Origin of the sequence: Actinokineospora terrae (genome assembly GCF_900111175.1) — a bacterium.
GTDB classification, from domain to species: domain Bacteria; phylum Actinomycetota; class Actinomycetes; order Mycobacteriales; family Pseudonocardiaceae; genus Actinokineospora; species Actinokineospora terrae.
Genome location: NZ_FOGI01000011.1, coordinates 76438 through 102076 on the forward strand (window position 1 = coordinate 76438; position 25639 = coordinate 102076).

Annotated in this window: 29 protein-coding genes; 21 read left to right on the forward strand and 8 right to left on the reverse strand. The window is 69.8% G+C overall.

Features of this window, described 5'->3' with window-relative positions; all coding sequences use genetic code 11:
* The 3 genes from BMY07_RS24445 to BMY07_RS24455 all read right to left on the reverse strand — a co-directional run bounded on the left by BMY07_RS24445 (position 1) and on the right by BMY07_RS24455 (position 2169).
* Positions 1–699, reverse strand: coding sequence for a reverse transcriptase family protein (locus BMY07_RS24445; protein ID WP_245782626.1), 699 nt, complete (start codon positions 697–699; stop codon positions 1–3).
* A gap of 282 nt (positions 700–981) precedes the next feature.
* Entirely contained in the window at positions 982–1677 is a 696-nt protein-coding gene (locus BMY07_RS24450) for a 7-cyano-7-deazaguanine synthase (RefSeq protein ID WP_092783244.1), read from the reverse strand.
* 6 nt (positions 1678–1683) lie between these two features.
* Complete coding sequence (locus BMY07_RS24455) at positions 1684–2169, reverse strand: hypothetical protein (RefSeq protein WP_245782627.1); 486 nt, start codon at positions 2167–2169, stop codon at positions 1684–1686.
* A 1380-nt stretch (positions 2170–3549) separates the two neighbouring features.
* Between BMY07_RS24455 and BMY07_RS24470 the strand changes: the two genes are divergently transcribed.
* Both BMY07_RS24470 and BMY07_RS24475 read left to right on the forward strand, forming a co-directional pair.
* On the forward strand, positions 3550–4806 hold the full coding sequence (locus BMY07_RS24470; RefSeq protein ID WP_245782628.1) for a helix-turn-helix transcriptional regulator: 1257 nt from the start codon (positions 3550–3552) through the stop codon (positions 4804–4806).
* Between the two features lie 11 nt (positions 4807–4817).
* Positions 4818–5552, forward strand: a complete 735-nt coding sequence (locus BMY07_RS24475; RefSeq protein WP_092783250.1) for a 5-formyltetrahydrofolate cyclo-ligase — start codon at positions 4818–4820, stop codon at positions 5550–5552.
* Between the two features lie 203 nt (positions 5553–5755).
* On the opposite strand, the gene BMY07_RS24480 is transcribed toward BMY07_RS24475, so the two are convergent.
* On the reverse strand, positions 5756–6397 hold the full coding sequence (locus tag BMY07_RS24480) for a prepilin peptidase (RefSeq protein ID WP_245782629.1): 642 nt from the start codon (positions 6395–6397) through the stop codon (positions 5756–5758).
* Positions 6398–6795: 398 nt separating this feature from the next.
* On the opposite strand from BMY07_RS24480, the gene BMY07_RS24485 reads away from it, so the two are divergent.
* From BMY07_RS24485 to BMY07_RS24540, 12 genes are all read left to right on the forward strand, one after another.
* Positions 6796–7248 carry a hypothetical protein gene (locus BMY07_RS24485; protein ID WP_245782630.1) on the forward strand — a complete coding sequence of 151 codons (453 nt, stop codon included), beginning with the start codon at positions 6796–6798 and terminating at the stop codon, positions 7246–7248.
* Entirely contained in the window at positions 7242–8264 is a 1023-nt protein-coding gene (locus BMY07_RS24490; RefSeq protein WP_092783253.1) for a hypothetical protein, read from the forward strand. The genes BMY07_RS24485 and BMY07_RS24490 overlap by 7 nt, the downstream gene beginning before the upstream one ends.
* Before the next feature lie 125 nt (positions 8265–8389).
* Positions 8390–9100, forward strand: a complete 711-nt coding sequence (locus tag BMY07_RS24495) for a hypothetical protein (protein WP_092783256.1) — start codon at positions 8390–8392, stop codon at positions 9098–9100.
* The gene (locus BMY07_RS24500; protein ID WP_092783259.1) at positions 9100–10002 is read left to right on the forward strand and encodes a MinD/ParA family ATP-binding protein; all 903 of its coding nucleotides are present in this window, start codon (positions 9100–9102) and stop codon (positions 10000–10002) included. Before BMY07_RS24495 ends, BMY07_RS24500 begins: the two co-directional genes overlap by 1 nt.
* A gap of 104 nt (positions 10003–10106) precedes the next feature.
* A complete protein-coding gene (locus BMY07_RS24505) occupies positions 10107–11480 on the forward strand; it encodes a TadA family conjugal transfer-associated ATPase (protein ID WP_245782631.1) in 1374 nt (457 codons plus the stop codon).
* The gene (locus BMY07_RS24510) at positions 11468–12391 is read left to right on the forward strand and encodes a type II secretion system F family protein (protein WP_092783262.1); all 924 of its coding nucleotides are present in this window, start codon (positions 11468–11470) and stop codon (positions 12389–12391) included. Before BMY07_RS24505 ends, BMY07_RS24510 begins: the two co-directional genes overlap by 13 nt.
* A 5-nt stretch (positions 12392–12396) precedes the next feature.
* Positions 12397–13290, forward strand: a complete 894-nt coding sequence (locus BMY07_RS24515; RefSeq protein ID WP_092783767.1) for a type II secretion system F family protein — start codon at positions 12397–12399, stop codon at positions 13288–13290.
* Positions 13291–13340: 50 nt separating this feature from the next.
* Entirely contained in the window at positions 13341–13529 is a 189-nt protein-coding gene (locus BMY07_RS24520) for a hypothetical protein (RefSeq protein WP_054044579.1), read from the forward strand.
* Positions 13530–13534: 5 nt separating this feature from the next.
* Positions 13535–13984 (forward strand): TadE family protein, encoded by a 450-nt coding sequence (locus BMY07_RS24525; RefSeq protein ID WP_092783770.1) that lies wholly within the window; start codon positions 13535–13537, stop codon positions 13982–13984.
* 135 nt (positions 13985–14119) lie between these two features.
* Positions 14120–14527, forward strand: a complete 408-nt coding sequence (locus BMY07_RS24530; RefSeq protein WP_281245089.1) for a pilus assembly protein TadE — start codon at positions 14120–14122, stop codon at positions 14525–14527.
* 98 nt (positions 14528–14625) lie between these two features.
* On the forward strand, positions 14626–15015 hold the full coding sequence (locus BMY07_RS24535) for a hypothetical protein (RefSeq protein ID WP_092783265.1): 390 nt from the start codon (positions 14626–14628) through the stop codon (positions 15013–15015).
* 50 nt (positions 15016–15065) lie between these two features.
* Complete coding sequence (locus BMY07_RS24540; protein WP_177215747.1) at positions 15066–15491, forward strand: hypothetical protein; 426 nt, start codon at positions 15066–15068, stop codon at positions 15489–15491.
* A gap of 1154 nt (positions 15492–16645) precedes the next feature.
* Here BMY07_RS24540 and BMY07_RS36080 read toward each other — a convergent pair.
* The 4 genes from BMY07_RS36080 to BMY07_RS24550 all read right to left on the reverse strand — a co-directional run bounded on the left by BMY07_RS36080 (position 16646) and on the right by BMY07_RS24550 (position 19306).
* Positions 16646–16903, reverse strand: coding sequence for a hypothetical protein (locus tag BMY07_RS36080; RefSeq protein ID WP_342741557.1), 258 nt, complete (start codon positions 16901–16903; stop codon positions 16646–16648).
* Between the two features lie 27 nt (positions 16904–16930).
* Positions 16931–17680: a hypothetical protein gene (locus BMY07_RS36085; RefSeq protein WP_342741558.1), complete on the reverse strand. Its 750-nt coding sequence runs from the start codon at positions 17678–17680 to the stop codon at positions 16931–16933.
* Positions 17681–18520: 840 nt separating this feature from the next.
* Entirely contained in the window at positions 18521–18676 is a 156-nt protein-coding gene (locus BMY07_RS36090; protein ID WP_342741559.1) for a hypothetical protein, read from the reverse strand.
* A gap of 126 nt (positions 18677–18802) precedes the next feature.
* A complete protein-coding gene (locus tag BMY07_RS24550; RefSeq protein ID WP_092783776.1) occupies positions 18803–19306 on the reverse strand; it encodes a winged helix-turn-helix transcriptional regulator in 504 nt (167 codons plus the stop codon).
* An 852-nt stretch (positions 19307–20158) separates the two neighbouring features.
* Here BMY07_RS24550 and BMY07_RS34515 point away from each other — a divergent pair.
* The 7 genes from BMY07_RS34515 (at position 20159) to BMY07_RS24580 (ending at position 25617) form a co-directional block, all read left to right on the forward strand.
* On the forward strand, positions 20159–20299 hold the full coding sequence (locus tag BMY07_RS34515) for a hypothetical protein (RefSeq protein WP_170067831.1): 141 nt from the start codon (positions 20159–20161) through the stop codon (positions 20297–20299).
* 34 nt (positions 20300–20333) lie between these two features.
* Positions 20334–21569 carry an AAA family ATPase gene (locus BMY07_RS24555; RefSeq protein ID WP_092783268.1) on the forward strand — a complete coding sequence of 412 codons (1236 nt, stop codon included), beginning with the start codon at positions 20334–20336 and terminating at the stop codon, positions 21567–21569.
* Positions 21570–21624: 55 nt separating this feature from the next.
* Positions 21625–23430, forward strand: coding sequence for a hypothetical protein (locus BMY07_RS24560; protein ID WP_092783271.1), 1806 nt, complete (start codon positions 21625–21627; stop codon positions 23428–23430).
* A gap of 79 nt (positions 23431–23509) precedes the next feature.
* Positions 23510–23767, forward strand: a complete 258-nt coding sequence (locus BMY07_RS24565) for a hypothetical protein (protein ID WP_092783274.1) — start codon at positions 23510–23512, stop codon at positions 23765–23767.
* 87 nt (positions 23768–23854) lie between these two features.
* Complete coding sequence (locus BMY07_RS24570; protein ID WP_177215748.1) at positions 23855–24382, forward strand: hypothetical protein; 528 nt, start codon at positions 23855–23857, stop codon at positions 24380–24382.
* Positions 24379–24723 (forward strand): hypothetical protein, encoded by a 345-nt coding sequence (locus tag BMY07_RS24575; protein WP_092783276.1) that lies wholly within the window; start codon positions 24379–24381, stop codon positions 24721–24723. Before BMY07_RS24570 ends, BMY07_RS24575 begins: the two co-directional genes overlap by 4 nt.
* Positions 24724–24888: 165 nt before the next feature.
* A complete protein-coding gene (locus BMY07_RS24580; protein WP_143073624.1) occupies positions 24889–25617 on the forward strand; it encodes a restriction system modified-DNA reader domain-containing protein in 729 nt (242 codons plus the stop codon).
* The last annotated feature ends 22 nt before the right edge of the window (positions 25618–25639 follow it).

Below are 25639 nucleotides of genomic sequence, written 5' to 3' on the forward strand. Positions count from 1 at the left end.
TCAACCCCCGATCAGAAACAAGTCTTCGACGTTGGCGTGTGGTCGTACGCGGCTCTTGGATTCATTGGGGCGCAACCCGAGCCGGGCGAGAGCGTCGACGATGTCCGAGTAGGCGTCGTAGGCCTCGGCGGCATCAGTGGCGAAAGCGGCGTAGTTGTCGGCGAAGCGCACCACCCGCAGCCCGCCCAGCAAGGCATCGGAACGAGATAGGCGCAGGTTGATCAGCAGCGGCGCGAGCCCGGAACCCGGCGCGACCGGGTACGGCATCGCGGACAGCGCGGTACGAAATCGGTCGAGAAAGGTTCCGTCGTGGACGTGCTGGGCACACCAGTCGACGACCTGCTCGACCGTGGCGTCCTCGGACACCGAGGCCACATCCACGTCGGCGACCGCGCGCAAGCCAGCATCGACGTGAGCCGCGGCCTGGCGCAACGCGGTGATGCGGTTGCGGCGAGGCCGATAGCCGGACACCCAGTCGGCCAGCACCTGCGTCTCCAGGACCGGCTCGAGAGCGTTGCGCAACGCGCGGTGCACCAATCGGTCGATCATCGTAGGCACGCACACCGTCATCGACTTGCCGGTATAGGTCGGGAAAGCCACTTCCCGAACCGGTCCCGGCTGCCAGGTGCCTTCGGCCAGCTGCTCGGCCAGTCGGGGCAGCAGTTCGACCGAACGCCTCCGCAACTCCCCGAGCGTCATCCGGTCCGCACCAGGGGTGGAGGTGCGTCTCCCACACTGCCGCAAGGCGGTCCGCAGGCGCTTCTCGTCCAGCAACGGCATCAGCGAGTGCGCTTGCCGGACAGGGGCTGGCGACACCATGCGCGGTTGCGCTAGCGTCGGGCCCGCTTGGGCGGCAGGTACGCTCCCCCGATCACCGAGATCAGGCTCGCACCCCAACACGCGCGAGCTGTGAACGAGGGAAAGACGGCCCCGCCCAGGCCCGGAACTTGGCGGCTTCACATCCACGATCCTCACGCCCCTTTACGCGGCCCGGTAGATGGCGGGATCAGCAATGTTGTTGTCGAGAAAGGCTTCCCGGCGCTCGGTGCCCGTCCCGCAGTGTGCCCCCCGGCCCCGGTAGCAGGACCACGTGCGGGCGAACGGCACCGTCAGCGCCTCGCCGACGCCATCGATGTCGATCTTGGTCAATGGCAGGAACGGAGCGAGCACCTGAAACCCCGGTACCAACAGCCTCTCGTTGGCCACCAGCGCGCTGCGGGCGAATCGCTCCGCGAACTCCGGCAGGCAATCGGAATAGATGGCGTGATCTCCGGCGTTCGCGCCGAACGCGACCGCGTCCGCGAGCACCACGATGGCGACCGCCACGGTGATATCGAGCATGATCGCGTTGCGGTTCGGAACCACCGTGGCCGCAATCGACTCGGCGGTGTAGTGCCCATCGGGCACCGCCACCGGGCTGTCGGTCAACGCCGAACCGGGCAGCAGCGCACCCAGGCTGGTCCGGTCGATGATTCGGTGCGGGCTCAGGTGCAGCCGTGCGATCTCGGCGGCGTGGCCGAGTTCGACGCGGTGGCGCTGCCCGTAGTCGAACAAGACCAGCGTCGGGCGGCTGTGGCGCGCGGCCAGCCAGTAGGCCCGCGCGGTGGAGTCCAAGCCGTCGGAGGCGATGACGACTGCGTGTTCGAGGTGGCGGTGTTCGGGGCGTTCGATCATCATGTCCGGTCACCACGTCCGCGTGAAGGTGCGCCGAATCGCGCCGACTACGGCTCCCCAACTCGGGAGTTCGCCGCCCGCCTCGGGGCGCTGCAACCAGCGCAGGCCGCCCTCAGCCGCGCCAAACGCGGGCAGCGCGACCGTGTCGCCCGGCCTATACCACCCGACCTGGGCGGAAACGAGATCGTCGACGGTCGACTGGCGCATGGGCGTGCGCGGCCGGGTCAGGAAGACCCAGTCGACCGTCTTCTCGCCGGACACGACGACGATCGGAGCGCGCATCATCGCCCGGATCAGCTCGTGGTTTACCTCGCCGCCGAACCCGGCCCACATCACCAGCGCGTCGACCGTCTCGCCCAGGCACAGCCGGACTTCACCGCTTTCCGAGTCGAGCGTCGTCGGCCAGCTCAGCAGGTTCGTGTAGTACCGCCGAAGCACGCTCGGGGCGATGTGGTCGTCACGCTGCCGGGTGTCGGTCGCGGTTGCTGTAGTCATGTGAAGGCTCCCGTAGTGCAGGGTTGGTGCGGCGGAGCCGAGGCGCCTCAAGGGAAAACCTCGGCCCCGCCGTGATCGAGGACGCGGCACTCATGGCCGCGCGGATTACGCTGATCATCGGTCGGCGCGAGTTCACGAGTCAGGGAATGTCAAGCCTCGCTCCGACCCCATACGGGCCGACCGGATGCGGAGCGCACAGTCGTGGGCGGGTTGTCGACACGGGCCACGCGGCTTCGCTTTCCCTGCTGAAGCCCAAGCCGTGCGTGCCGACCGTCTTCAGCGCGTGTGACAACACCGGTGACGGTGGCTGCTTCGGCTCACGCCAATGCTTGCCGACGTAGGACGACACGGCCTGGCTGTGTCTGCCGGACGTGGCCTCGGAGCGTTGTTGCCGGGACGCCAGCACCAGCAGGCAACTGACGAACACCACAGCGGCGACGGCCGTGATGACCGGAGCCAAGGGCATCATGAGGCCTCACCTCGCAGGGAGGGGATCGCGGCGGAACCAGGTATCGGGGTCGTGGTTCCGCCGCGACATGACGGTGAAGCAGAGCGCCCTGCGACGGTCGCGTGACCACCGTCGCCGTACTGCATCACCGTGCTCGCCATGCCGATCTCCTCGGAGGAGCCAGATCCGCCGGGGGCAGGGGCGGCGGCCACCTCAACAGCCGTGGCGATAGCGGAGCGGAACTGCTCGGCCTCAGCGGCGTCGAGCCTGGCAACCTCACCTGGGGGTGCCATCACTACGACGTTCGAGCCACGCACGAGCACCGTCAAGCTCCGAGGGCGGCCGGCGATATCCCGGCACGTCACCGTCCAAGCTCTGTGGTCGTTCATCGTGCGTCACCGGCTCGTGCGGTGGCCCAACTCCGTACCCACACCGGCTGCACGAGAGAACACGGCACAGCGAGCTTTGTTCGTAGGCATCGCGAAACCGCAGGTTCCGCGAATCGCTGGGAGAGTGTCATCATCTACTCCGTAACTCAGCGAGTCCCGATTTTCTTTTCCCGAACTTCCTGCTACTCCCATAGTGTTGAGCGTTTGGTCATCCGCCTGCCGAACCGGCAGCGTGCACGGATTACGGCGTTAGGTGCTGGTAGAACCGCTGTAAGACCTGCCCACGCAGCTAACCGTCCGCGACGCGCGGCGAGCCAGAGCGGGGGCGCGGCGGCGATGGGGCGTCAACGGGGCGGCAGTGGTGATGAACTGCGGAAATGACAACAGAATCGCGATATGCCATCTGGGTGAAACCAAGGGCCTCTGTGTATCCCTCAGAAAAGTGCAGTCACGTGGTCGTGGGTTGTGGTGCCGGACTGACTCGTCCGGAGGAACAGGCTGACGAGACCCGAGGGTGGAAAGTAGCCGTCGATCGTTACCGGGATGATGTCGTCCGCAGCGGACATGCGCCTTGACCTGCCCAAACAGGGACGGGACCATCAGCAGACCGAGCCGCTACGAACGGGGACGAGCATGACGCTGCGACGAAACAGCCTGGCCCGGCGACGAGCGGCGATGGGGTACACCCAGGAGACGTTCGCGACTCGACTCAAGCTCGACCGGTCCACCGTCGCCCGGTGGGAACGCGGTGTCCAATCGCCTCAGCCTTGGAACCAGGCCGACGTCGCCGAGGCTCTGGGGATCACCCCAGAGGTGCTCGATCAGTACCTCACGGAGACGGCTGCCAGCGCTGCACCTGGCCAAGATCACGTCAGCCTCGCTCCACGGCGTTCGTCCGGAGTCGATCTTGTGGCGGTAGCTCACCTGCGGCAGGAAGTGCAAGCCCTAGGCGCACGCTATGACCGAACTCCATCCATCCCCCTTCTGGCCGATGCAGGCCCCACGTTCGGACAGATCGCCCTGCTCGCACGCGAGGCACCGTACGGACGCGTGCGTCGCGAGCTGAAGGCGGTGGAGTCGGAAGCTGCAACGTTGATGGGACAACTCGTCTGGGATGCCTCCCAACGTCGTGATCAAGACAGCGCGCGTACCTACTTCGACCAAGCCGCGTCTGCGGCGCGCGAAGTCGGCGATATCATTGCGGAAGGGCAGGCAATACTTCGCGCAAGCTACCTGGCTCTCTACGGCGACCGCGACCCACGCGCTGGTCTCGCACTCACTCGACACGTCGCGGAGATGACGTCCGCCAGCAGCTCGGCACTTACGGGGCTGGCGCTCCTCCATAACGCTGAAGCCCACGCCATGCTGGGAGACGTACGTGGCTGCGAGATTGCACTCGCAGATGCCGAGGTTCACTTCGACAAAATCACCGAGAATGACCCGGCGTATCATCTATTCTCGGATAGTCAATTCGCTCGGCTTGCGGGGTCGTGCTATCTATTCCTCGGCCATCACCGTCGTGCCCAGAATATCCTCGAAAAGGCTGCCCGTGCGACCGGGCGGCTAAGCAAATCACGAGCAATCATTCTTGGCAATCTCTCGCTCGCTCAAGCCCGGCAAGGCGAACCGAACGCTGCCGCCGCTGTCCTGCATGAGGCCATCGACATCATCGAAGCCACGCGGGGCGGGGGTGGCATGAACATCGCCTTCGACGCTGCCCGGGAGCTACGACGTTGGCGCGCCGAATCCTTTGTTCAGGATCTTCACGACCGCTTGTTGGCCCTGATGACCGCCGCGTAAGGAGCGACACTGTGACGACGTCCATCGATGACCTGAAGAATGCGGCTCGCAACCAGGTATGGGCTGCCCTTACCGCTTGCGGGGCCGTGCATGATACCGACGTCTACGGCCGCATCCCCAACTTCGTCGACTCGCACCTCGCTGCCGACCGCCTCGCTGCGTTGCCAGCCTGGCAGTCAGCCGGAGTGGTCAAAGCTGTACCAGACAAGGCTCAGTTGCCCGTCCGAGCCCGAGCGCTCCGTGAAGGCAAGATAGTCTACATGGCCGTTCCGAAGCTTGCCAAGCAACGCCCCTTCTACCTGCTTGACCCCGAACACCTCACCGTACCTCCCGAACAAGCCGCCGATAGTCACGTCGCCGCTGACATCGCCCCCACTGTCGATGTAGACAGCCTGCTGCCAATCGACCTCATCGTGTGCGGCAGCGTCGCTGTGAACCGTCACGGCGTCCGTCTGGGCAAGGGCGCTGGCTACTCTGACTTGGAGGTCGCACTTCTTCAGGAAGCGGGGCTCATACGACAAGAGACCGTGATTGCGACCACCGTGCACTCACTCCAAGTCGTCGACGGCGAACTTCCCGAGTCAGAGCACGACTTCAGCGTCGACCTCATCGTCACGCCTGACGAAGTCATCAATTGTGCTCCACGACGTCGTTCGCCAGGATTGCTTTGGGAATGCCTCCCCGCCGAGAAGATCGCCGCCATCCCTGCTCTCGCCTCAAGAGCCTCTGCACCTCGTCGTAGCTAAGCGATGCTGCAAATTGACTTCAGCAGGTGGGGTGAGTCCTCTCCTGACGGGAGGTCAGCGACCGTGATCGCTTCGGACAAGCGAGACTGACCTCCATCAGGTGTCCCATGCTTGGGCATTTTGCATTCTTACACAATGTCAGCTTGCTTTGCCACATTGCGGGCATCTATGACCGCTACGCGGACGTGAGAAGCCGCCGCGCTCTAAGGGCCAGTCGCGCTCAACAGGACGGTCGCTACGGCGCCCAATGCGAGGAAGGGGCCGAGCGGCATCGGGTCGTCACTCTTGACACGTCCGGTCGCTCTGAGCGCAATCCGAACGATCGCTGCGAGCAACCAACCGAGAAATGTTCCAGTGAACAGCGCCGTCCAACTCCACCAGCCAAGCGCGAGCCCCAGGAGACCGGCAAGCTTGACGTCACCGGCACCGAGTCCGCCGACCGCGAGCGCGAGGCCGAGGTACGCCGCGGCGAGGACGGCCATGCCGGTCACCGACCGCAGCAACTGGTCATAGCTCGACTCAAGCACAGCATCCGCACCGAAGGCGGTTGCGAGGACGAGGTAGCTGGGCAGCACCACCGCGCCGGGAAGACGCTGCTCAGCCAAATCAATCATCACGAGCGGCACCAGCACGGCTGTTAGGTAGCTGTACGCCAACAGGGCGACGCTCCAGTTCAGCCGCCAGGCCAATGCCGTGAACAGCAGCCCGGTGAGCACTGTCGCCACCATCCAACTCCAACGACTGAACGGCTTCGTCCGCAGCAGCGTTCGTGTCAAGAGGCCGAGAAGGATCCCAGACAGCACGCCGAGCGCGGCCCACGAAATGATCAATACCAGGGAGGTCAAGCATCCTCACCGCCTATGACCCTTTGTAGCAGTATTGACACCGCGTTCGCCTCCAAGATGAGGTGCTCTTCGATCTAAGGGATACCTCGTGACGACTCGCCGAGTGACTGAACTAGACCGATCGGGTGAACTTTGCGGGTGGCCGCCATGCCGACTTCAAAGTCTGTGCTTTCCGACTTTGCAGTCGGTGGGGGAACGTGGTGTAGACGTGTTAAGTGTCACGAGACACAAGACGATCGTTACGGAAGTGTGGGGGTGCGCCTGTGACAGGGGGGATGTTTCGCTCCTGGGGTGGTCGCGCGGTCATGGGCGCGATGAGCCTCGTAGTTCTCGCAGCCTGTAGCTCAGGCAATTTGGGGAGTCCGCCGTCCGGGACGTCGGGTCCTGCGGGGGCCCCTTTGGCGACATCGAGCCCGACCACCTCGCTGTCCGCAGGAGACAAGGCCAACAACGAAGCTTTGGCCGCGTACTTGGGGATGTGGAAGGACTTCGCCATCGCGGGAGTCACATCGGACTGGCAATCGACGGGCCTCGTGCGGCACGCAACCGGCATCGCCCTAACGAACCTGACGCGCGGACTCTATGCCGATCGCTACAACGGGCTGGTGACCAAGGGCGAGGCCACCCATGACGCCAAGGTGATGTCGGCTGAGCCTGCTGACAAGCCAACGAAGATCATCGTGACCGATTGCAGCGACTCCACCAAGGCGCTGAAGCACCGCGCCGACAATGGTCAACTTGCCGACGACACGCCAGGTGGGCGCCGGTTGATCAATGGCCAAGTGGAACCTCAAGCTGACGGATCTTGGAAGGTCACTGATTTCGCGGTGCACGAGGTGGGATCATGCTGACAACCAAACGACTTTCTATCGTTTCCGCCGCAGTCGGCATCGGGATGCTCCTCGGCGCCGCGCCTGCCCTCGCTGGCGACAACTACGGCAACGTCAACTGCAGTCAGACTCCCTCTCCGTTGTGCGACCTGGGGGCTGGCACGAGCGGTGACCCCAACAGGCCGGGGGGAAACGGAGGCTCCAACAAGCCGGGCCGCCCTGGAGGCAACGACTCGAGCACCGGCAGGCCCAGCAAGCCCGGCGACACCATCGTCGGCGGTGACTCGGGCCTGGCGAGTTGTTCTTACCTCCGGAGCGATTACCAGCCACCCTCCGGTGGCGTCGTCACGGCCGCCTACAAGCCGCCGACGACCAACGGCGGCGTGGTCCACGCCGCAGTCTTCCGGCCGACAGCGTTTCGTGCTCAAGCGGCGCAGCCTGGCCAGGGGCCCGGCGCGTGGTACGTCTGGCAATGCACTACCCAGGGCGTCACCGATGGGCTCTACCGGCCGCCGGTATGGATCGCCGACGGACAGCAGCCCGGCGCGGCCCTGTTGCCCTCACCCGCCGAGCTCGCGCAGATGGCCCGCAAGCAGCTCCGGCTGCCCTCGCCGTCGATCGCGGCGAACCCTGCTGGTGACCAGTTGGTGAATCTGCCGACCTGGATGTGGCTGTCCGGCGGCTGGGGACCGGTTTCGGCCACCGCCTCGGTTCCCGGTGTGTCGGTGACGGCGGTCGCGACGCCGACCTCCGTGACCTGGGCGACGGGTGACGGCTCGACCGTCACCTGCACCGGCGCCGGAACGCCCTACAAGGCAGGCACAGATCCGAAAGCGCCATCGCCGGATTGCGGCCACGTCTACCGCCGATCGTCAGCGAGCCAACCAGGGCAGGCGTACCCGGTGACGGCGACCGTGCACTGGACGGTGACCTGGTCCGGTGCGGGCCAGGGCGGGACGTTCCCGGACATGACTACGACGGGCAACGCGACCTTCCGCGTGGCGGAGTCGCAGGCTCTTAACAACGGCGGCGGCTGACCCCCGCCACTGCCTCCCCGCGAGGCACCACTTCCCAGCCCACAAAGCGATGACCACCTGTTCCGCTCGCTGACCATCCTCTGGCGACGCGGCGCACTACCCCCATGCCTTTTGGAGGTACCGGCGTGAGTACCAACACCACGATCCGGCCCGATACCGACCGAGTCACGAGCACGGCCAACGGCCCCTGGATCAACGACGGCAAGAAGCCTCCCGCCTCGCGGTTGCGCACCACAGGGCGCCGCCGCAGCGTGCCGTACCTGTTGCTCGGCGTGCTGCTCGTCCTGGCGTGCGTGGGTGGCTTCGTGCTGATCTCGCTGAACTCCGGAGATCGGCAGGCGGTGCTCGCGCTGGCTCGCGGCGTGCCGGTAGGGCACGTGCTGACCACACAGGACCTGCGCCAGGTCAACGTCGCGGTCGACCCCGGTGTCGCGGTCGTCGGCGCGGACCAGGCGGCCACCGTGGTCGGCAGGCCGATGGCCACCAGCCTGTCGGCCGGGGCGCTGCTCACCCCGGACGCCGTCGGCGGCGCCGCGCTCCCGGCTAACGGGCAGGCCATCGCCGCCCTCGCGCTCAAACCAGGCCAGTTCCCTGCGGAAGTCGGACCGGGAGCACGGGTGTCGGTGGTGTTCGTGCCCGGCCAGGCTGGAACCGCGACCAGTCCTCCCGCCGATGGCGGCACGGTCTGGCCCGCGGTGGTGACCAGCGTGAGCACCCCGGCGAACGACCAGAACACCGTGGTGTCGGTCCAGTTGTCCGAGGCCGCCGCCCGCCAGGTCGCCGCGGTGCCGGCCGGTCAGTTGTCGATCGTGATGCTCTCTGCTGGGGGTCGCTGATGTTGATCTCGGTCCTGTCCCTGAAAGGCTCACCGGGCGCCACCACGCTGGCCGTGGCCTTGGCCGCCCGCTGGCCCGCTCCGGCACGTGCACTGGTGGTCGAGGCTGACCCGTCCGGCGGCGATCTCGGCCTGCGGTTCTCGCTGACCTCGACACCGGGCCTGGTGAGTCTCGCCGCCGCCGCACGCCGCAGCGGCGACGCCGACCTGGTGTGGCGGCACACCCAGCAGCTCCCCGGCGGCCTGCCGGTGATCGCCGCCCCACCCGACGCCGACCAGGCCCGCGCGGCACTGTCAGCCTTGGCTCCCGACCCGACCAGCGGCCTGGGTGTTCTGCGCGCGGCGACAAACCAACCGGGCACGGTGGTCATCGTCGACTGCGGGCGCGTGGACCCCGGCTCGCCCGCTCTGCCGATCGTGCGCGCCTCCGACGCGATTGTGCTGCTGTCGCGGGCTCACGCCGACGACCTCGCGCACCTGCCGCGCCGGCTGCCCACCGTCGGCCGCTGGAGCCCCAACCCCGTGCTGCTGCTGGTGGGCGAGGGCTACTCCACCGCCGAGGTCGCCCGCGAACTCGGCGTGCCGCCGCTGGGGCGCGTGCCCGACGACCCGAGCGGCGCGGCCGTGCTGTGCGGGCGGCCGAACAAGCTGCGCTGGGGGCGCAGCGGCCCCGCGCATTCGGCGCTCGGCCGCTTCGCTCACCGCGTCGCCACCGAACTCGCCACGCGCGAGCGCGCACCGGCCAGCCAGAGTCAGCCCCGACCCGCTGAGCCGGTGACGCAGGTCCCGGTCCTGCGCTCGATTCCGGGTGTGCCACCCGGCGCGGCCTCGTCCAACGGCGTACGCGTCGCGCCGACCGCCGCGACCGATCACCGCGACCAGCAGGGAGGGCAGGCATCGTGACGTACCCGAGCAACCAGTACCCGGCGCCGGTGCCTCTGCGCCCCCACCAACAGCAGCCCGGAACGGCCCCGTTCGGTAGCGCCGCACCGGGTACAGATACTGGCGTGCCACCGCTGGGATGGGGCACCGACGAGGACACGGCTGACTTGTCAGCCGCCACGACGCGGCTGAGGCAGCACCTGCGGGAGCGGTTGAACGCCGAACTCCCGCAGAGGGTGGCCGATCAGCAGGACCGCACCGGAACGACGGCCAACCGCGAGGCACGTCGCGAGCTGGCACGCGGCATCCTCGACGAGGCGCTGCGGGTGCACACCGAGAACGAGCTGGCCGCGGGCCGGCAGCTGCTGCCGCGCGAGGTCGAGCAGCGGGTCGTGGGCGAGGTCGTCAACGAGCTGTTCGGCATGGCCGGGCTCCAGCCGCTGCTGGACGACCCGATGGTGGAGACGATCAACGCCAACCGCTTCGACCGGGTGTTCGTCCAGTACAACGACGGCCGCCGCGCCCCGGTCGGGCCGATCGCGGGCTCGAACGAGGAGCTGACCGACCTGGTGCGGCTGCTCGCCGCACGCGCGTCGAGCCAGGAGCGGCGGTTCGACCAGGGCTCCCCGGCGGTCAACCTCCAGCTCCCCGGCGGGGAGCGGCTCTTCGCGGTGATGGGTCTGACCGCCGGGGGCGTGACCGCGCTGTCGATCCGCCGCCACGGCTACCTCACCGTCACCCTGCCGGAGCTGCGCCGCCGAGGCACCGTCGATCCCGGCCTGGAGCAGTTCCTGCGGGCGCTGGTCAAGGCCCGCAAGAACGTCTTGATCACCGGCGGCACCGGCGCGGGCAAGACCACCCTGCTGCGTGCGCTGGCGTCCGAGATGGACCCGCTGGAACGCATCGTCACCATCGAGGACGCCTTCGAACTCGGCCTGGACCACGACCCGGACATCCACGCCGACGTGACCGCCTTCCAGGCCCGCGAAGCCAACGTCGAAGGCGAAGGCGCGATCAGCCAGGCCGAACTCGTGCGGTGGGGCCTGCGCATGTCGCCGGACCGGGTGATCGTCGGCGAGATCCGCGGTCCCGAGGTCATCCCGATGTGCAACGCCATGTCCCAGGGCAACGACGGCTCGATGGCCACCCTGCACGCCTCCAGTTCGCGGATCGCGTTCACCCGCCTCGCCTCCTATGCCGCCCAAGGTGTCGAGCGGCTCCCGCTGGAGGCCACCAACCTGCTGGTCGCCTCGGCTGTGCACTTCGTGGTGCACCTGGCCCGCGCCGAGGACCGCCGCACCCGTGTCGTGTCCTCGATCCGCGAGGTCGTCGGCGCCGATGGCCCGCAGGTGATCTCCAACGAGGTCTACCGCCCTGGTCCCGACCGCCGCGCGCGCCCCGTCGCCGGAGCGCTGCGCAGCGACACCCTCGACGACCTGGCCGACGTCGGCTTCGACCCCGGCGTGCTGGAGAACCCCGAGGGCTGGTGGGCGCCGTGAGCATCACCCTCAGCCCCACCACCGCAGCCGCGGCGCTGCTCGGCGGCGGCACCGGGCTCGGCCTGCTGCTGGTGGTCCTCGGCTGGCGCGGAACCGACCCCCGGCGTCAACGCCGCACCCGGACCCGCGCGGCCGGGACCGTGGACCAGCACCGCAGCCTGCGGATCGCGCTCGCCATCACCGCCGGGGTGGTGCCCGGTCTGCTCACCGGCTGGGTCGTCGGCGCCGTCCTGGCCGGCGTCGCCGCCTGGGCGCTGCCCAGGGTGCTCGGCCGCGACCCCGAACACGCCCGCCGAGTCGCACGGATCGAGGCCATCGCCACCTGGACCGAGATGCTCCGCGACACCCTGTCGGCCGCCGCCGGTCTTGAGCAGGCCATCCTCGCCACAGCGCCGCTGGCGCCGACGGCCATCCGCGGCGAGGTCGGCGAGCTCGCCACCGGGATCGAGAACGGCGACCGGCTCGCACCCGCACTACGCCGACTCGGCGAACGCCTCGACGATCCGGTCGGCGACCTGGTCATCGCCGCCCTGCTGCTGGCCGCCGAACAACAGACTCGCCAGCTCGCCGAGCTGCTCGGGTCGCTGGCCGACGCCGCCCGCGGGCAAGCCTCGATGCGGATGCGCGTCGAGGCCGGACGCGCCCGCACCCGTACTTCGGTGCGCGTCATCGTCGGCACCACCCTGGCCTTCGCCGTCGCCGTGGTGCTGCTCAACCGCAACTACATGGGCGCCTACGACAGCGCCGCCGGGCAGATCGTGCTGCTGGGCATCGGAGCGCTGTTCGCCGCAGGGATCGCGTGGCTGAACCGCATCGCCCGCGTCGCCCAGCCCGACCGCTTCCTTTCCACCGCCGAGCAGGACCCGGCAACCCGCCCGGCACAGGTCCTCGTCACCGCGAGGCAGGAGTGAACACCATGATCACCTACATCGCCCTGGGCATCGGATCCGGGATCGGCCTGTGGGCCTTGGCGGTCTACCTGTTCCCGCCACGACCTGCCCTCGGCGCGGTCCTGGCCCACGCCACCGCCCCACCCGCTCCGCCACCCATCCTCGCCACCGACGACACCGGCTGGGCCGCACGTCTCGGCCGACCCGCCGTCGCCCCCTTGCGCGCGTTGGGGCTTCCCGGCCCGCGCCTGGCCAAGGACCTGGCAGTCATCGGCCGTTCGACCTCGACCCACCTGGCGGAGAAAGCCACCCTCACCGTTGCCGGGTTGCTACTGCCCGTCCTGCTGACCGTGGTCCTCACCGTGGCCGGACTCGGACCCGGCTTCGAGTTCCCGATCATCGCCGGACTCGTCCTGGCGGCCGTCGGGTTCGTCCTGCCGGACCTGCAGGCCCGTTCCGACGCCGCGAAGCTGCGCACCGGGTTCCGCCACGCGCTTTCCGCCTACCTGGACCTGGTGTGGATCACCCTGGCCGGGGGAGCCGGGGTCGACAGCGCGCTGGGCGACTCGGTCAACATCGGACGAGGGTGGGCGTTCGAGCAGATCCGCCGAGCCCTGGACACCGCCCGCCTCACGCGCACGACGCCGTGGGCGACGCTGCGCCAGCTCGGCGAGGAACTCGACGTGACCGAACTCGCCGAACTCGCCGCGTCGGTCAGCCTGGCCGGCACCGAGGGCGCCAAGGTCCGTACCTCCCTGGCCGCCAAGGCCGGAGCGCTGCGCACTCACCAGATCACCGAAGCCGAGGGCGACGCTCAGGCCGCTACCGAACGCATGAGCCTGCCGGTGATGGCTCTGTTCCTCGGGTTCCTGGCCTTCATCGCCTACCCCGCGCTCACGCAGGTCCTCAATGGACTGTGACATCTCGCGCGGGCAACGACCGAACGTGAACGACAAGGGAGGACAACACGATGCGCACTCAAGTGGAGGCATTGTGGACAGTGGTGCAAGCACGGTGGGAGGAGCTGCGCCGACAGCCGGAGGCCGGGTACTCGACCGAAACCGTCCTAGTGACCGCACTGCTCGTCGTGGCCGCGCTCGCGGTGATCGCGATCGTCATCGCGAAGGTCACCGAGAAGGCCAACGGCATCACCATGTGATCCCGATGAGCCACAGGCACAGCAAGCGGTCACCAGTGACCCGCGCCGGATGGTGTCGAGTCCGTCGAGCGCTGCGCGGTGACCGTGGCTCGGTCAGCGCGGAACTGGTCATCGCGACACCCCTGCTGTTGCTGATGCTGATGGCCATCGTGCAGTTCGCGCTCTGGTCACACGCCACCCACATCGCCCAAGCCGCCGCCTCGCAGGGGCTCGCGGTCGCACGGTCCCAGAACAAGACCGCCGCGGCCGGCACGTCCAGCGCGCGGCAACTGCTCGACCAGCTCGCGAGCGGCCCGCTCACCGGCTCCGCCGTCACCTCGGATCGGAGCGCGGCCTCGGCGTCGGTGCGGGTCAGCGGGACCGCGACCTCGGTCGTGCCGTTCCTGAGCCTGCCTGTGCACGCCGAGGCCGTCGGGCCCGTCGAACGCTTCGTCCCCGACCTGGCGAGCGGGTGACTCGCGATGACACCGCAGACGATGCCATCGCAGACGCCGCCCCGCGCGCCCGTCACGTCCCCAGGACGGCGTCACGGGCGCGTGCGCCCCGGTTGGCGGGGGTGGGCGGCCTGGTGGCGTGCTGATGACGGCTCGGTGGCCGCCGAAATCACCATCGCCGCGCCGTTCCTGGTCATGCTGCTGGTGTTCGTCGGGGTGGTCATCCACCGCGGGGTGGACGCGCGGATCCGCATCGACGACGCCGCCCACCAGGCGGCCCGCGCCGCGAGTATCGAACGCACCCCGACGGCTGCGACCGCCGCGGCCCAGTCGACCGCCGCGACCGCGCTGTCCTCGGCGGGGGTGACGTGCGCTTCCCTGTCGGTGAGCACGTCGACCGGCGGCTTGCGCCCCGGCGGCACGGTCAGCGTGACCGTGTCCTGCGCCGTCGACTTCGGCGACGCGCTCATCCTCGGCGTGCCCGGCGGCAAGACCCTGTCGGCCACCTCGGTCGAACCCGTGGACCTCTGGCGTTCGACCCTGAACACCGGGAGCCGGACATGACCCGGCGAGGCCGCCACGCTCGGCGCCGCCGTTGGTCGACCTCGTGGTCGACGTGGTGGCGCACGCGCCTGCGGTGGTGGCGCGCCGACGAGGGCCGCGTGACCGCGTTCGTCCTGGCGCTGACCGTCGGCATCCTGGCCTTGGCCGGCCTGACCCTCGACGGTGGCCTCGCGCTGGCCGCAAAAGTACGGGCCAACGGCCAGGCCGAGGCCGCAGCCCGCGCAGGGGCCCAGGCCATCGACCTCACCGCCTACCGCGGCAACGGCACCCTCCAACTCGTGCCCGCCCAGGCGGTCGCCAACGCCCAAGCGCACCTGGCCGCCGAGGGCGCCTCCGGCACGGTGACCGTCTCGGGCGACACCGTCACGGTCACCGTGACCGCCTCGCAGACCACCCAGTTGCTCGGGCTCGTCGGTATCGGGTCGCTCCAAGTGCACGGGCAGGGCAGCGCACACCCGCAGCGCGGGGTGACCGCGATCGACCCATGACCACACCGTCGCCCGTCGTGAACATGGCATCGCAGAGAAGGAGAAGCAGCATGGCAACGCCCGAGGAGATCCGTCAGCGGGTCGAGGAGGCCGACACCGCCCGCAGCGTCCGCAGGGCCGCGGCCGCGCAGCAGGTTGGCGAACTCGCGGGGCGCCGGGCCGCGATTGTCGAACAGCTCGCCGAGGTGGAGCGTGAGCTCGGCGAGGTGCTGGCCGACGCCCAGGACGTCATCGACGTCGACGAGCTGGCGGCGTTCACCGACCTCAAGCCATCCGACCTCACCGGGTGGCTCGTAGCCCGCAAGCCCGGCCGCGGCAAGCGAAAGAAGGCCGTGACCACGACCGGCGCGCCGGGTGAAACGCGCTCCATTTCCGGACCGAGGACACCGGCACCTGAGCAGAGGTCCAACTCCCGCGAGGGCTCGACCGCTGCCGGGACGGACAAGCCCGAGCCGCTCGTCGCCCATGCGAGTTGACCGCGCTCGCGTCGCCCACGCGGTTCGCCCATAGCTCCGACTCATCACGGCCGTGTGACCGGGCGGCGAGCGAACACGTCCAGTTCTGCTGAGGAAACGAGAACGTCATGGCCACATCACCGCATCGCTCCCGCCGCAAGCCGCGTCGGCCGCCGCGAACGCGAGGCCGGATGTGGCAGGGCATCGGGTGGGTGCTGGGATTCCTCGCGAGGCTGGTGCGCGCACTGCTGGCGGCTGCCGTCTTGGTCGCGCTGCTGGCCGGGTTGCCGTGGGCGTTGACGCACTTCGTCGGCTGGCCCCTGCCGGACCACCTGCCCTCCTGGGCGGAAGTCCAGGGTGTCCTGCTCGGCCCGATGACCACCACGTTCCTGCTGGACTTCCTCGCCTGCCTGACATGGCTCGTGTGGGCCTTCTTCACCCTCGACGTCGCCCGCTGCGCGGTCGAGATCGCCCGCGACGCGGCGATGCCCGACCTGTCAGCGGCCGGACCGGTGCACCGAATCGCGGCCGTGCTCGTCGGCGCGGTCCTGATCTCCATCCTCGGCCACCGCGCCGGCCTGCCCGCCACGAGCCCATCCGCTGCGGACGGTGCCGCTGCTGACGTGGTGGCGACGGCTCCCGCGTGGAACACATCCACCGAACCAGCAGAGTTCACTGGGGTGCGACCGGCCGCCCACAGCGTGCCGTATCCCCACAAGGCGACCGGAGCGACCGAGCAGCCCAGCCGCGCGAAGTCCGCCGTGGTGCTTTCGTACAACCCCGACACCGGCGTGTACGACTCGCTGTGGCGGATGTCGGAACGCACCCTCGGCGACGGCAACCGCTGGCCGGAGATCTACGCACTCAACAAGGGCAAACCCCAACCGAACGGCGGCACCTTCACTCGCCCCAGCCTGATCTTCCCCGGCGAGGAGATGGCCCTGCCCGACGACGCCACCATCAGCTCCCCACCAGCCACCGCCCCGGTGCCACCGCCAGTAACGCCGCCCCCTGCACCCGAGCCCCCACCCACCAGCACGACGACACCGGCCCCCTCCACAACAGAACCACCCGCTACCACCGAAGCCCCACCGACCACTCAGGCGCCACCGACGACCCAAGCACCGCCGAGCACCGACGCGGTGGGCGAGCCGGGAATCAGCTGGGGCGAGGAACTATTCGTCGGCCTTGGCCTGGCCGCAGCGGTCAGCGCCGCCCTGGTCGCGACCCGGCGCCGGAATCGACGCCGGTACCAGCCAGGCAGCGGCGACCGCAGCGACCTGCCCGTCGCCCCGGTCGTCTACCAGCTGCGGCTGGCGCACCTGCGCGCCGACCACGACGACACCACAAGCGCCGACGATGAGGTAGATCTCGACTGGCCCAGTGAGCGCCCACCACGCCGACCGGCACCGCCGCTCGTACTCGGCACCCACGCCGACACCGACATCCCCGACGACCAATCACCGGTCCTGCCGGTCGGTGTCCGGGTCGGCCGCGAGGTTGCCGTGGACATCGCCTCCGCACACGGCCTGGGCCTGCTCGGCGCGGGTGCCCCCGCAGCGGTCCGTGCGCTGCTCGTCACCATCCTGAGCACGGCCTTCACCACCACCCACAGGCCGGCCACGGTCATCGTGCCGGTCGACGACCTCGCGGCCCTGTTCGGCAGGCGCGTAGCGCAGGCACCGCTTCCCGCGGGTGTGCGGGTGGCAGCCGACCTGGACGCCGCTCTGGACATGCTGGAATCCGAGACCTTGGTGCGCGTCGGTCAACTCCGGCCCACCGGCCAACCCTGGGAACCCGTCGTGCTGGCGGCCCGCGCACCCGGCCGCCAGGCCCGCAGGCTGCAGGCTGTACTGGACAACGGCTCGACCGTCGGCGTGACCGGACTGTTGCTGGGCCAGTGGAGCGCCGGGGTGACCGCCTACGTCCGCGACGACGGCACCATCTCCACCACCAGCCCTGGCCTGGGCGAGCCGCTGCGCGGCGCCCGTGTGTTCCGACTGGGCGACGATCACCTCGCCGACCTGCTGGACCTCCTGCGTGACGCCAACCCCGGCGACGAGTCCGAGCTCACTGCTACCGCCGGCGACGAACCGTATCCGGCTGTCGTGCCGCGTCCTCACGTCGTCGTGGCCGGTTCCGTTCCCGTCACCGTTGAGCCCCCGGACACCGTGGTCGACCGCGGCGCGCGCACCGACGATCGCGGACATGCAGTCGGTGAGGACACGAGCCAGTCGCCGGTCGCCGACACAGACCTGGAGCTGCTGGCAGCCCCAAGCGATGACGACCGGCGAGGCGACGGTGAGCTGGAGATCCTTCGGCCGGAGCCCGCGCCCGCGACGTCACCCGGTCTTCGGCTGCGCCCCGTCCAGCCTGTTCGCCCCGACGCCGAGCAAGCAACCCAGAATGCCGGTGAAAGCCACCGGCCGGCGGGGAGCCGACCACAGGGCCCCGCCGAGCCTCGCGAGGTGTCGTCCGCGCCGTTGCGCGTCAGCGTGCTCGGGCCGCCGCGGGTGTGGTGGCGTCCCGAGCCAGCAACACCCGATGGCGAGGCCGCCGAACGCGAGATCACCTCGGCGTTCCAGCCACGCCTGCGCGAACTGCTGGTCTTCCTGGCGCTGCACCCCGACGGCGCCAGCCGCGAGGCGCTCATCGCCGCCCTGTGGGCAACAAGCCCACCGGAGCGGACCACCAACGCGATGAACACCTCGCTCTCGCGCCTGCGCCGCGCCCTGGCCGCCGCAACCGGCAACGTGTTGTCCGACCTCGTGGTGGTCGGCGAGGGCCGCTACCGGCTGGACCCCGACCTGGTGGAGATCGACTACCACCACTTCGCCGCCGCCGTGGCCGCCCGCCGCACCGCCGTCACCGACGCCGACCGGGTCGAGGCGTACCGGCGGATCGTCGACAGCTACACCGGCCCTCTGGCCGACGGGTTGAGCACCGACTGGATCGAGACCGCCCGCGAGGCCATCCGCCGCGACGCGATCGACGCCGTCGCCGCCCTGGCCCGCGCCCTGGTCGAGGACGACCCACAGCAGACGCTGGACCTACTCGAGATCGCGCGCGCGTTCGACCCGCACAACGAACTGATCTACCGCGACATCATGCGCCTGCAGGAACGCCTCGGACAGCTCGACGCCATCCCGCGCACCCTGACCCTGCTGACCACACGGCTCGCCGAGGTCGACGATCGGCCCACGCACCAGGCCGTCGACCTGGCCGACCGGCTACGTCGCCGCCACGACGCCCCCGGAGAAGCCGGGGCGAGCCGACCGCGGGCGCAGCCGAGCCGGATGAACCCCGCAGGCACCCTCGTGCGCGGCGTTGGGTCACCCGACGCCGCCACCGGCACGAGGGCGACGTCCAGCGGAGTGGAACCGGCCGTCACCGGCCGGGGAGTCGAGATCCACGACATCATCGAGAATGGCCGCCTCCTCGCCACTGCGACGGCTGTGCGCTTGCGCCTGCGAGAGCAATTCCGGATGAGCACGAGTCCACTTGAGCAGAGGCTCTGCCAGCGTCAACACCTCGGCCACCGCCGGGGTCAACGAGTACGCGACTTCCGGCGGAAAAGACTTATCGCAACTCTCGCGGACGATGAGTCCCTGCTTGCGCATCTTTTTCAATGTGCGCGCCAGAATGCTATCGTGCAGTACAGCGTGTTTGTCCGTCCAATTCTCGTCGATGGAATACGAGTTCACCGTGGAAAGAATCTCTACCCGACGCAGCGGGCCGTCCCGGAGTGCCACCAGGATGGCGGGCACCCACTTGTCCCCGAAAAGGTTCTTCAGGTCGTACACTCCACGAAGGACCCTGTCGTCTCGCTCCGTCACCGCGCCTCCCCGTGTGCACTGACCGGGCCCCCACTGCGCGCCCGCTCGTCACGTCCTGCGGCACGCCCTTCCCCGAGCCTGCCGTCGAGGCGATCGTGCCTGCTCAGCGCGACCGCTCCGTCACCCACCGCCTCCCCTGGCGACGGGCGTCGAGCTCCCACGCTACGCCAAACGGTCGAAATCGCCCACCGTATTCCTACTCAACCCAACTCCGATGAAATGTCACCCGGCGTAGCCGGTATGGAGATCGACAGCGCGTACGGTCACTTCCGTTGGGGGTTCATACGGGGGATCACATTGGGGATCAGGTTGGGGATCCTGTTAGAGCGCCACCCCCTCCGGCCAGTAAAGACGCCGGTCAGAGGGGTTGTAGGGGGATCCGCTGGTATCCCAGACTCGCTTGGCCACAAGCCGGTGAACACATCGGGGCGGACTGGTGGCCGGCTGCCTGCCCTGTCGGGCTCGTCGTCACCCCTGCCTCGTGACTGCGTTCTCTCTGCCCTAATTCCTCCCCTCCTAATGTTCTCTAAACTCCTTTCTTTTATTCCTTATGCGTCGCCGGCTTTCGTTTGCCCGCTCGTCTCCTGCTGCTTGTTGCGCTCTTTGGCCTGCGGAAACGCGATGGCATTTCGGTCGGAAATGCGCGGGCGCACGCTAGCCCAATTCCCGGAATGGTGACGGCGGTGGCCGATCGAAAAGAGTCTTGAAAATGAGCCGCTAAACCTATTGCATGACGCGCGGCGCAGAGTCATAATTGAATTGTCGCCGGGGGAGCCGGAAATAACACCGAATACCACGCCCGGCGCGAGCCATGTTGAAAACGGGGAGTCAATTATGTGTTACGCCGACACCGTGACGAATGACGACGGAACCGCCACCGCGTTTTGCTACTGCGGATGGTCGGCGGACCACGCCACCCCGGAAGCGGCGGACACCGACGCCGAACGGCACCAGACCGCCGCCGACGCCGCCGAGTCCGCGCTCGCCGCCTGACCCGCCGCCCGTACACCCGAAAGGAACGCCCGCGATGACCACGCCCACCCCGCCCGCCCCGGCACCGACCACCACGCCGACCGCCCCGGCGGGCGCGCCGAAACGGCTCGGGAACGGTGAACTGCGCGCGATGGTCGCCAAAGTTCTCGCGGACAACGCGGGCACGGAACTCACGCCGCGCACCATCGCGCACACCCTGAATCGGTCATCCGGGGCGGTGGGCAACGCGTGCAAGGTGTTGGCGGACCGGGGGGAGGCCGAGGTCGCTTCCACGTCCCCGCTGGCCTATCGGGCGACCGCGACCACGGCGTCCGCCGCCGCGCCCACGATCACCCCCGCCCCACCGCGCACGCCCCGCTCGAAGACCCCGAAATCGACGACCAGCGCACCGGCCGCGGTGCCCACGACCACGCCTGCCCCGTCGGGTGCGGGCGGGTCCGCCGTCGGGTTGGCGGGCGTGGTCACCGGTCCGGTGAAACGCCCCAACGGGATGGACTACCACCCCCGGTTGCTGTCCGGGATGCCGGACGTGACCGCGCTGCGGCGGTTGCGGGACGCCGGGGTCGCCGCCCTGATGTACGGACCGCCCGGCACGGGCAAGACGTCGGTGGTGGAGGCGGCGTTCCCGGACTGCATCACGGTTCAGGGCGACGGGGACACCGTGGTCGCCGACTTCGTGGGCGACTACACCAAAACCCCGGACGGCGAGTTCGTGTTCGTGCACGGTCCGCTGGTCCACGCGATGCGTGACGGGGTGCCGCTGTTCATCGACGACGCGACGCTGATCCCGCCGACCGTGCTCGCCGTGGTCTACCCCGCGATGGACGGACGCCGCCAGATCGTGATCAAGGCCAACGGCGGCGAGGTCGTGGACGCCGCGCCGGGGTTCTACGTGGTCGCCGGGCACAACCCCGGCGTGCACGGGGCGGTGCTGACCGACGCCCTCGCGTCCCGGTTCTCCGTGCAGGTTCAGGTGTCCAGCGATTACGACCTCGCCGACCAGTTAGGCGTGGACAAGAAGGCGGTGCGCGTGGCGCGCAACCTCGCCACCCGGCAGGAACGGGGCGAGGTCGGGTGGGCACCCCAACTGCGGGAACTGTTGGCGTTCAAGAAGATCGCCGCCGTGTTGGGCGTGGACGCCGCCGCCGGGAACCTCGTGGGCATCGCGCCGGAAGAGGACCGCGCCACCGTCGCCGCCGTGGTGCGCGACGCGTTCGGGCGCACCGTCACCCCACTCGCCCTCGGTGCCCGCATCACCACCAAACCCTGACCCCCAACCCGCCCGCCCGGCGAACCGCGCGACCGTCGCGAAAGGACCCGTAACCGTGAGCACCCACTTCACCACCGACCCGACCGCCACCGGTGCCGCCGTGTTCCCCGCCCGCCCCGAATGGCTGACGCTGTCCGCCGCCTTCGCCGACGAGGTCCCGATCATCGCCGACCGCGACGACCTCCTGGTCACCGTCGCACCCGGCGCGGGCGGGGGTGCCCCGGCGTGTTTCTACCCCGCCCGCGCGCTGATCGAGGTTGACGGTGACCACCTCGGGGTGGACCCCGCCACCGTGGACCCCGCGAACCTGTCCGACCGCCCCCGCTACGCCCCGGCATGGGGTGCCCTGACCCACGAATGCGGGCACGCCCGCCACACCGCCTGGGAACCCCCGGACGACGCCCCGCCCGGCGTGGTCGCCGCCGCCATGCTGCTGGAAGAGCCCCGCATGGAAGCCGCACAGGTCCGCCGCCGCCCCGACGACCGGCACTGGTTGCGGGCGTGCGTGAAGGGCATCGTCGCCGCCGACCTGCACCTGTTCGCCGACCCCGCCACCGCCCCGCAAATGACCCCCGCGCACGCCGCGCACACCGCCGCGCTGTTGCTGGGACGCGCCGACGGCGGGGTGCTCACCCGCGCCGAGGTCGCCCCCGTCGCCCGTGTCATCGAGGACGTGCTCGGGGACGAGGTGCTGGGCAAGTTGCGGGCGGTGTGGCGCAAGGCGTTGCGCACCGCCGACGATGACGGCGAGACCATGCTCGAACTCGGGCGGCAGTGGTGCGAGATCCTCGGCACCGACCCGGACGCCGACCCCAACACCCCCGCCGACCCGGACCCCGGCGCGGCACCCGACCCGTCCGGTACCCCCGACCCGTCCGGCGGCACCCCTGGCACCGGTACGCCCAACGCCCCCGCCGACCCGTCGCCGTTGGCGGACGCGATCGCCGCCGTGCTCAACGGGGTGGCGGCGAAGGTGGCGCGGGAGAAGGCACCCGAGGACCCCGCCGCCGTCGCCGCCGCCGAAAAGGCGAAAGCCGACGCCGCCGACAAGGAGGCGCAGAAGGCGGCACGGCGGGTGTTCGCCGCTGGTGGTCCCCGCACCGGGATCACCCGGCTCGCGGGCACCCGCCCGCCCACCCCGGAGGAGCGCACCGCCGCACGGGTGTTGGCGCGGGCGTTGGACACCGCCGGGGTCCGGGAACGGGTCGCGGTGAAGTCCACCTCGGACGTCCCGCCGGGACGGTTGCGGATGCGCGGGGTGCGTGCCGCCGAAGCCCAACGTGCCGCCGGGGCGGTGGTCACCGCCGAACCGTTCACCCGCACCACCCGCACCCCGGTCACCGTCCCGCCGTTGCGAGTCGGGGTCGCGTGCGACGTGTCCGGGTCGATGCGGTGGGCGTGCGCGCACGTGGCCTCGGCGGCGTGGATTCTGGCCAACGCCGCCCGCCACACCAGGGTGCCCACCGACACCGCGAGCGTGATCTTCGGCCACCACGTGCGCCCGCTGACCCACCCCGGCCGCCTGCCCGCCGAGGTCACCGAGTTCGAGTCCAACGACAACTGGGAGGACATCCCGGTCGCGCTGGACGCCCTCGACGGTGCCCTCGGGCTGTCCCGCCCCGGCGCGGCGCGGCTGCTGGTCATCGTGTCCGACGGCCAGTACCGCAACCAGCCCCGCATCGCCGGGCAGCGCAAACTCGACCGGTTGCGCGCGTCCGGGTGCGCCGTGCTGTGGCTGACCACCGGCACCCACGACACCCCGCTCGACGGGTCCACCGTCCACGTGCTGACCGACCCCACCACCACCGCCCGCGCCATCGGGCACGCCGCCACCGCCGCCCTCCGCGCGACCACCCGCTAGCCCATCGGTCCGGGGCGGGGCACCCGCCCCGGACCACCCACCCACCCACACCAACCCACGACCACGAGGTGACCCCGCGATGACCGACAACCGACTCGCCACCGTGGGCGACGTGATCGCCGCCCTGTCCGCCTACGACCCGACCACGCCCCTGCGCATCGCCGCCCAACCCGGCTACCCGATGGAACACCACCTCGCGCGCGTGGTGCGCACCCCCGACGACGCCGAAGGCGACGGCACCCCGCCCACCGACCCGCCCGTCGTGTGGCTCGGCACCGGTGAGCAGGTCGGCTACCTCCCCGCCTCCGCCGCCGACGCCCTCGGGTGGTCGCGATGACCACGACCTTCACCGTGCTCGCCGAGCTGCCCTCGGCCGGCGAGGCCGCGGCGCGAGGCGCCGGCCAAAAGGCGGCGAGCTGAGGCCATGTCGACCAAGACCGACTTCTACCTCGGGCGCGGCCATGACGCCGAGTGGCTCGGCTCCCTGCAATGGGAATGCGAACCCGAGAACCTCCAGCGCGTCCCGCCCGGACGCCTCGCGCTGACCGCGACCGACGAGCCCACCTACCGCGCCGCTGTCGCCGACCTGTTCATCACTTGGGAGACCGAAGGCATCGGCGCGGCCTACCCCCGCCGAACCGGATGGCCGTGGCCGTGGGCGACCAGCCACGTGAGCAGTTGGATCGTCGCCTTCGACCCCGCCGCTCCCGGCGTGTTCCTCACGGTCGGCGGCGGGGTGCGCTGGGAACCACTCGACCCACGCAACCCCCGCGAACCCGCCGAGGACATCGGACCCCCGGACATCGAGGCGTGGCTGCGCGCACCCGCCGACCCGCCCTCGGTCCCGCTCCCGCTCATGCGCGACCCCGACACCGGGCTGCCCACCGCCGCCGGACAGTGCCTCACCAACCCGCACGACACCCAACACAGCACCCAAGGAGAAGGCCGATGACCACCCACAACCCGCACGAGGCCGAAGGCGTCGCACGCAGCTTTACCGAGAACGGCTGCACGGTGACCTCGATCATCTACGACCCCGCCGACGCGCAACAGATCTTGTACGGCACCGTCACCCGCGACGGCGTACTCGTCGGCAGCTACTACTGCGCCGACCGCATCCGCCAGCGGGACTGGCGGATCGTCACCGCCGACGGTCACGACCTCGCCGTCGACGGCACTCCCGTCCGGCCGTTGGACGAAGGCTCCGCCGTCATCGTGCTGACCACCATCCTCACCGCGCCCAAGCACGAGATCGACCAGCGCCTTCGGGACGCGACTCGTCCACCCCGGTGACCTCGAACCACCAGGCCATGTCTCGCGGACACCACTCACCCGCAACCTGCCCACCTGGAGGACAGCTGTGACCACGCACCACGGCGCGACGAAGCCAACAATTCCCGGCACTCTGCCACCCGAGACCGTGTTGCTCGCCCCCACGGTTCCGCCCGCCGTGCCGATGTGCCCGCCCGCTGGGGCGTGGGGTCTCGTCGTGGTCGCCGTGCGGACCACCGACGCCGCCGGAGCCCCGGTCAGCTTCGCCGGGACGCCCCCGCACCCGACCCCGCGCACACCGACACCGCCGCCCTGCTCGCCGGGGCGTGGCTACCCGAGCCGCCGCCCGCCACCCTGCACGCCGGGGACGTCGTGGTGCGCCCGCACACCTCGACCACTGACCCCGCGCTGACCGATGTCGAGGTTCTCGCCGCGATGCGGGGCGAGTGGCGCACCGTGCGGACGTGGGAGGCGGTGGACGCGCGCTGGCCGCATGAGGTCGCCATGACAGTGCTGGTGCACATGCGCTACCTCGCCGACGCCGCCCTTCAAGACGCGCAGTGGGTGACGCTGACAGGGCCGATCGCAGCCGCGATGCCCGACTGGCTCTCGCGCGGACTGGGCCTTGCCGGCGAGCCCGCGGCCTCGGCGCCTCGCCGCGTACCAGACGGCCTCGCCGAGCTGCTCGAGGCCGAGCTGCTCGCCGAGGGCGACCAGATCGTGCTCGACGAGCACACTGCCACCGTCCAGGCAGGCGGGGTTCTCCACCACGGACCGGACGAGTTCGCCGTGTCGACCGTCAACGCCCTCGCCACCCACCTCTGCGACTTCACCGCGAACGGCTGGCACCTGTGGCGACGCGCTCACGACAACCGCCTGCTGGCCGACCTGCGCACCGAACTCGCCCGTCGCTGAACCGAACCACCCGGAAGGACTC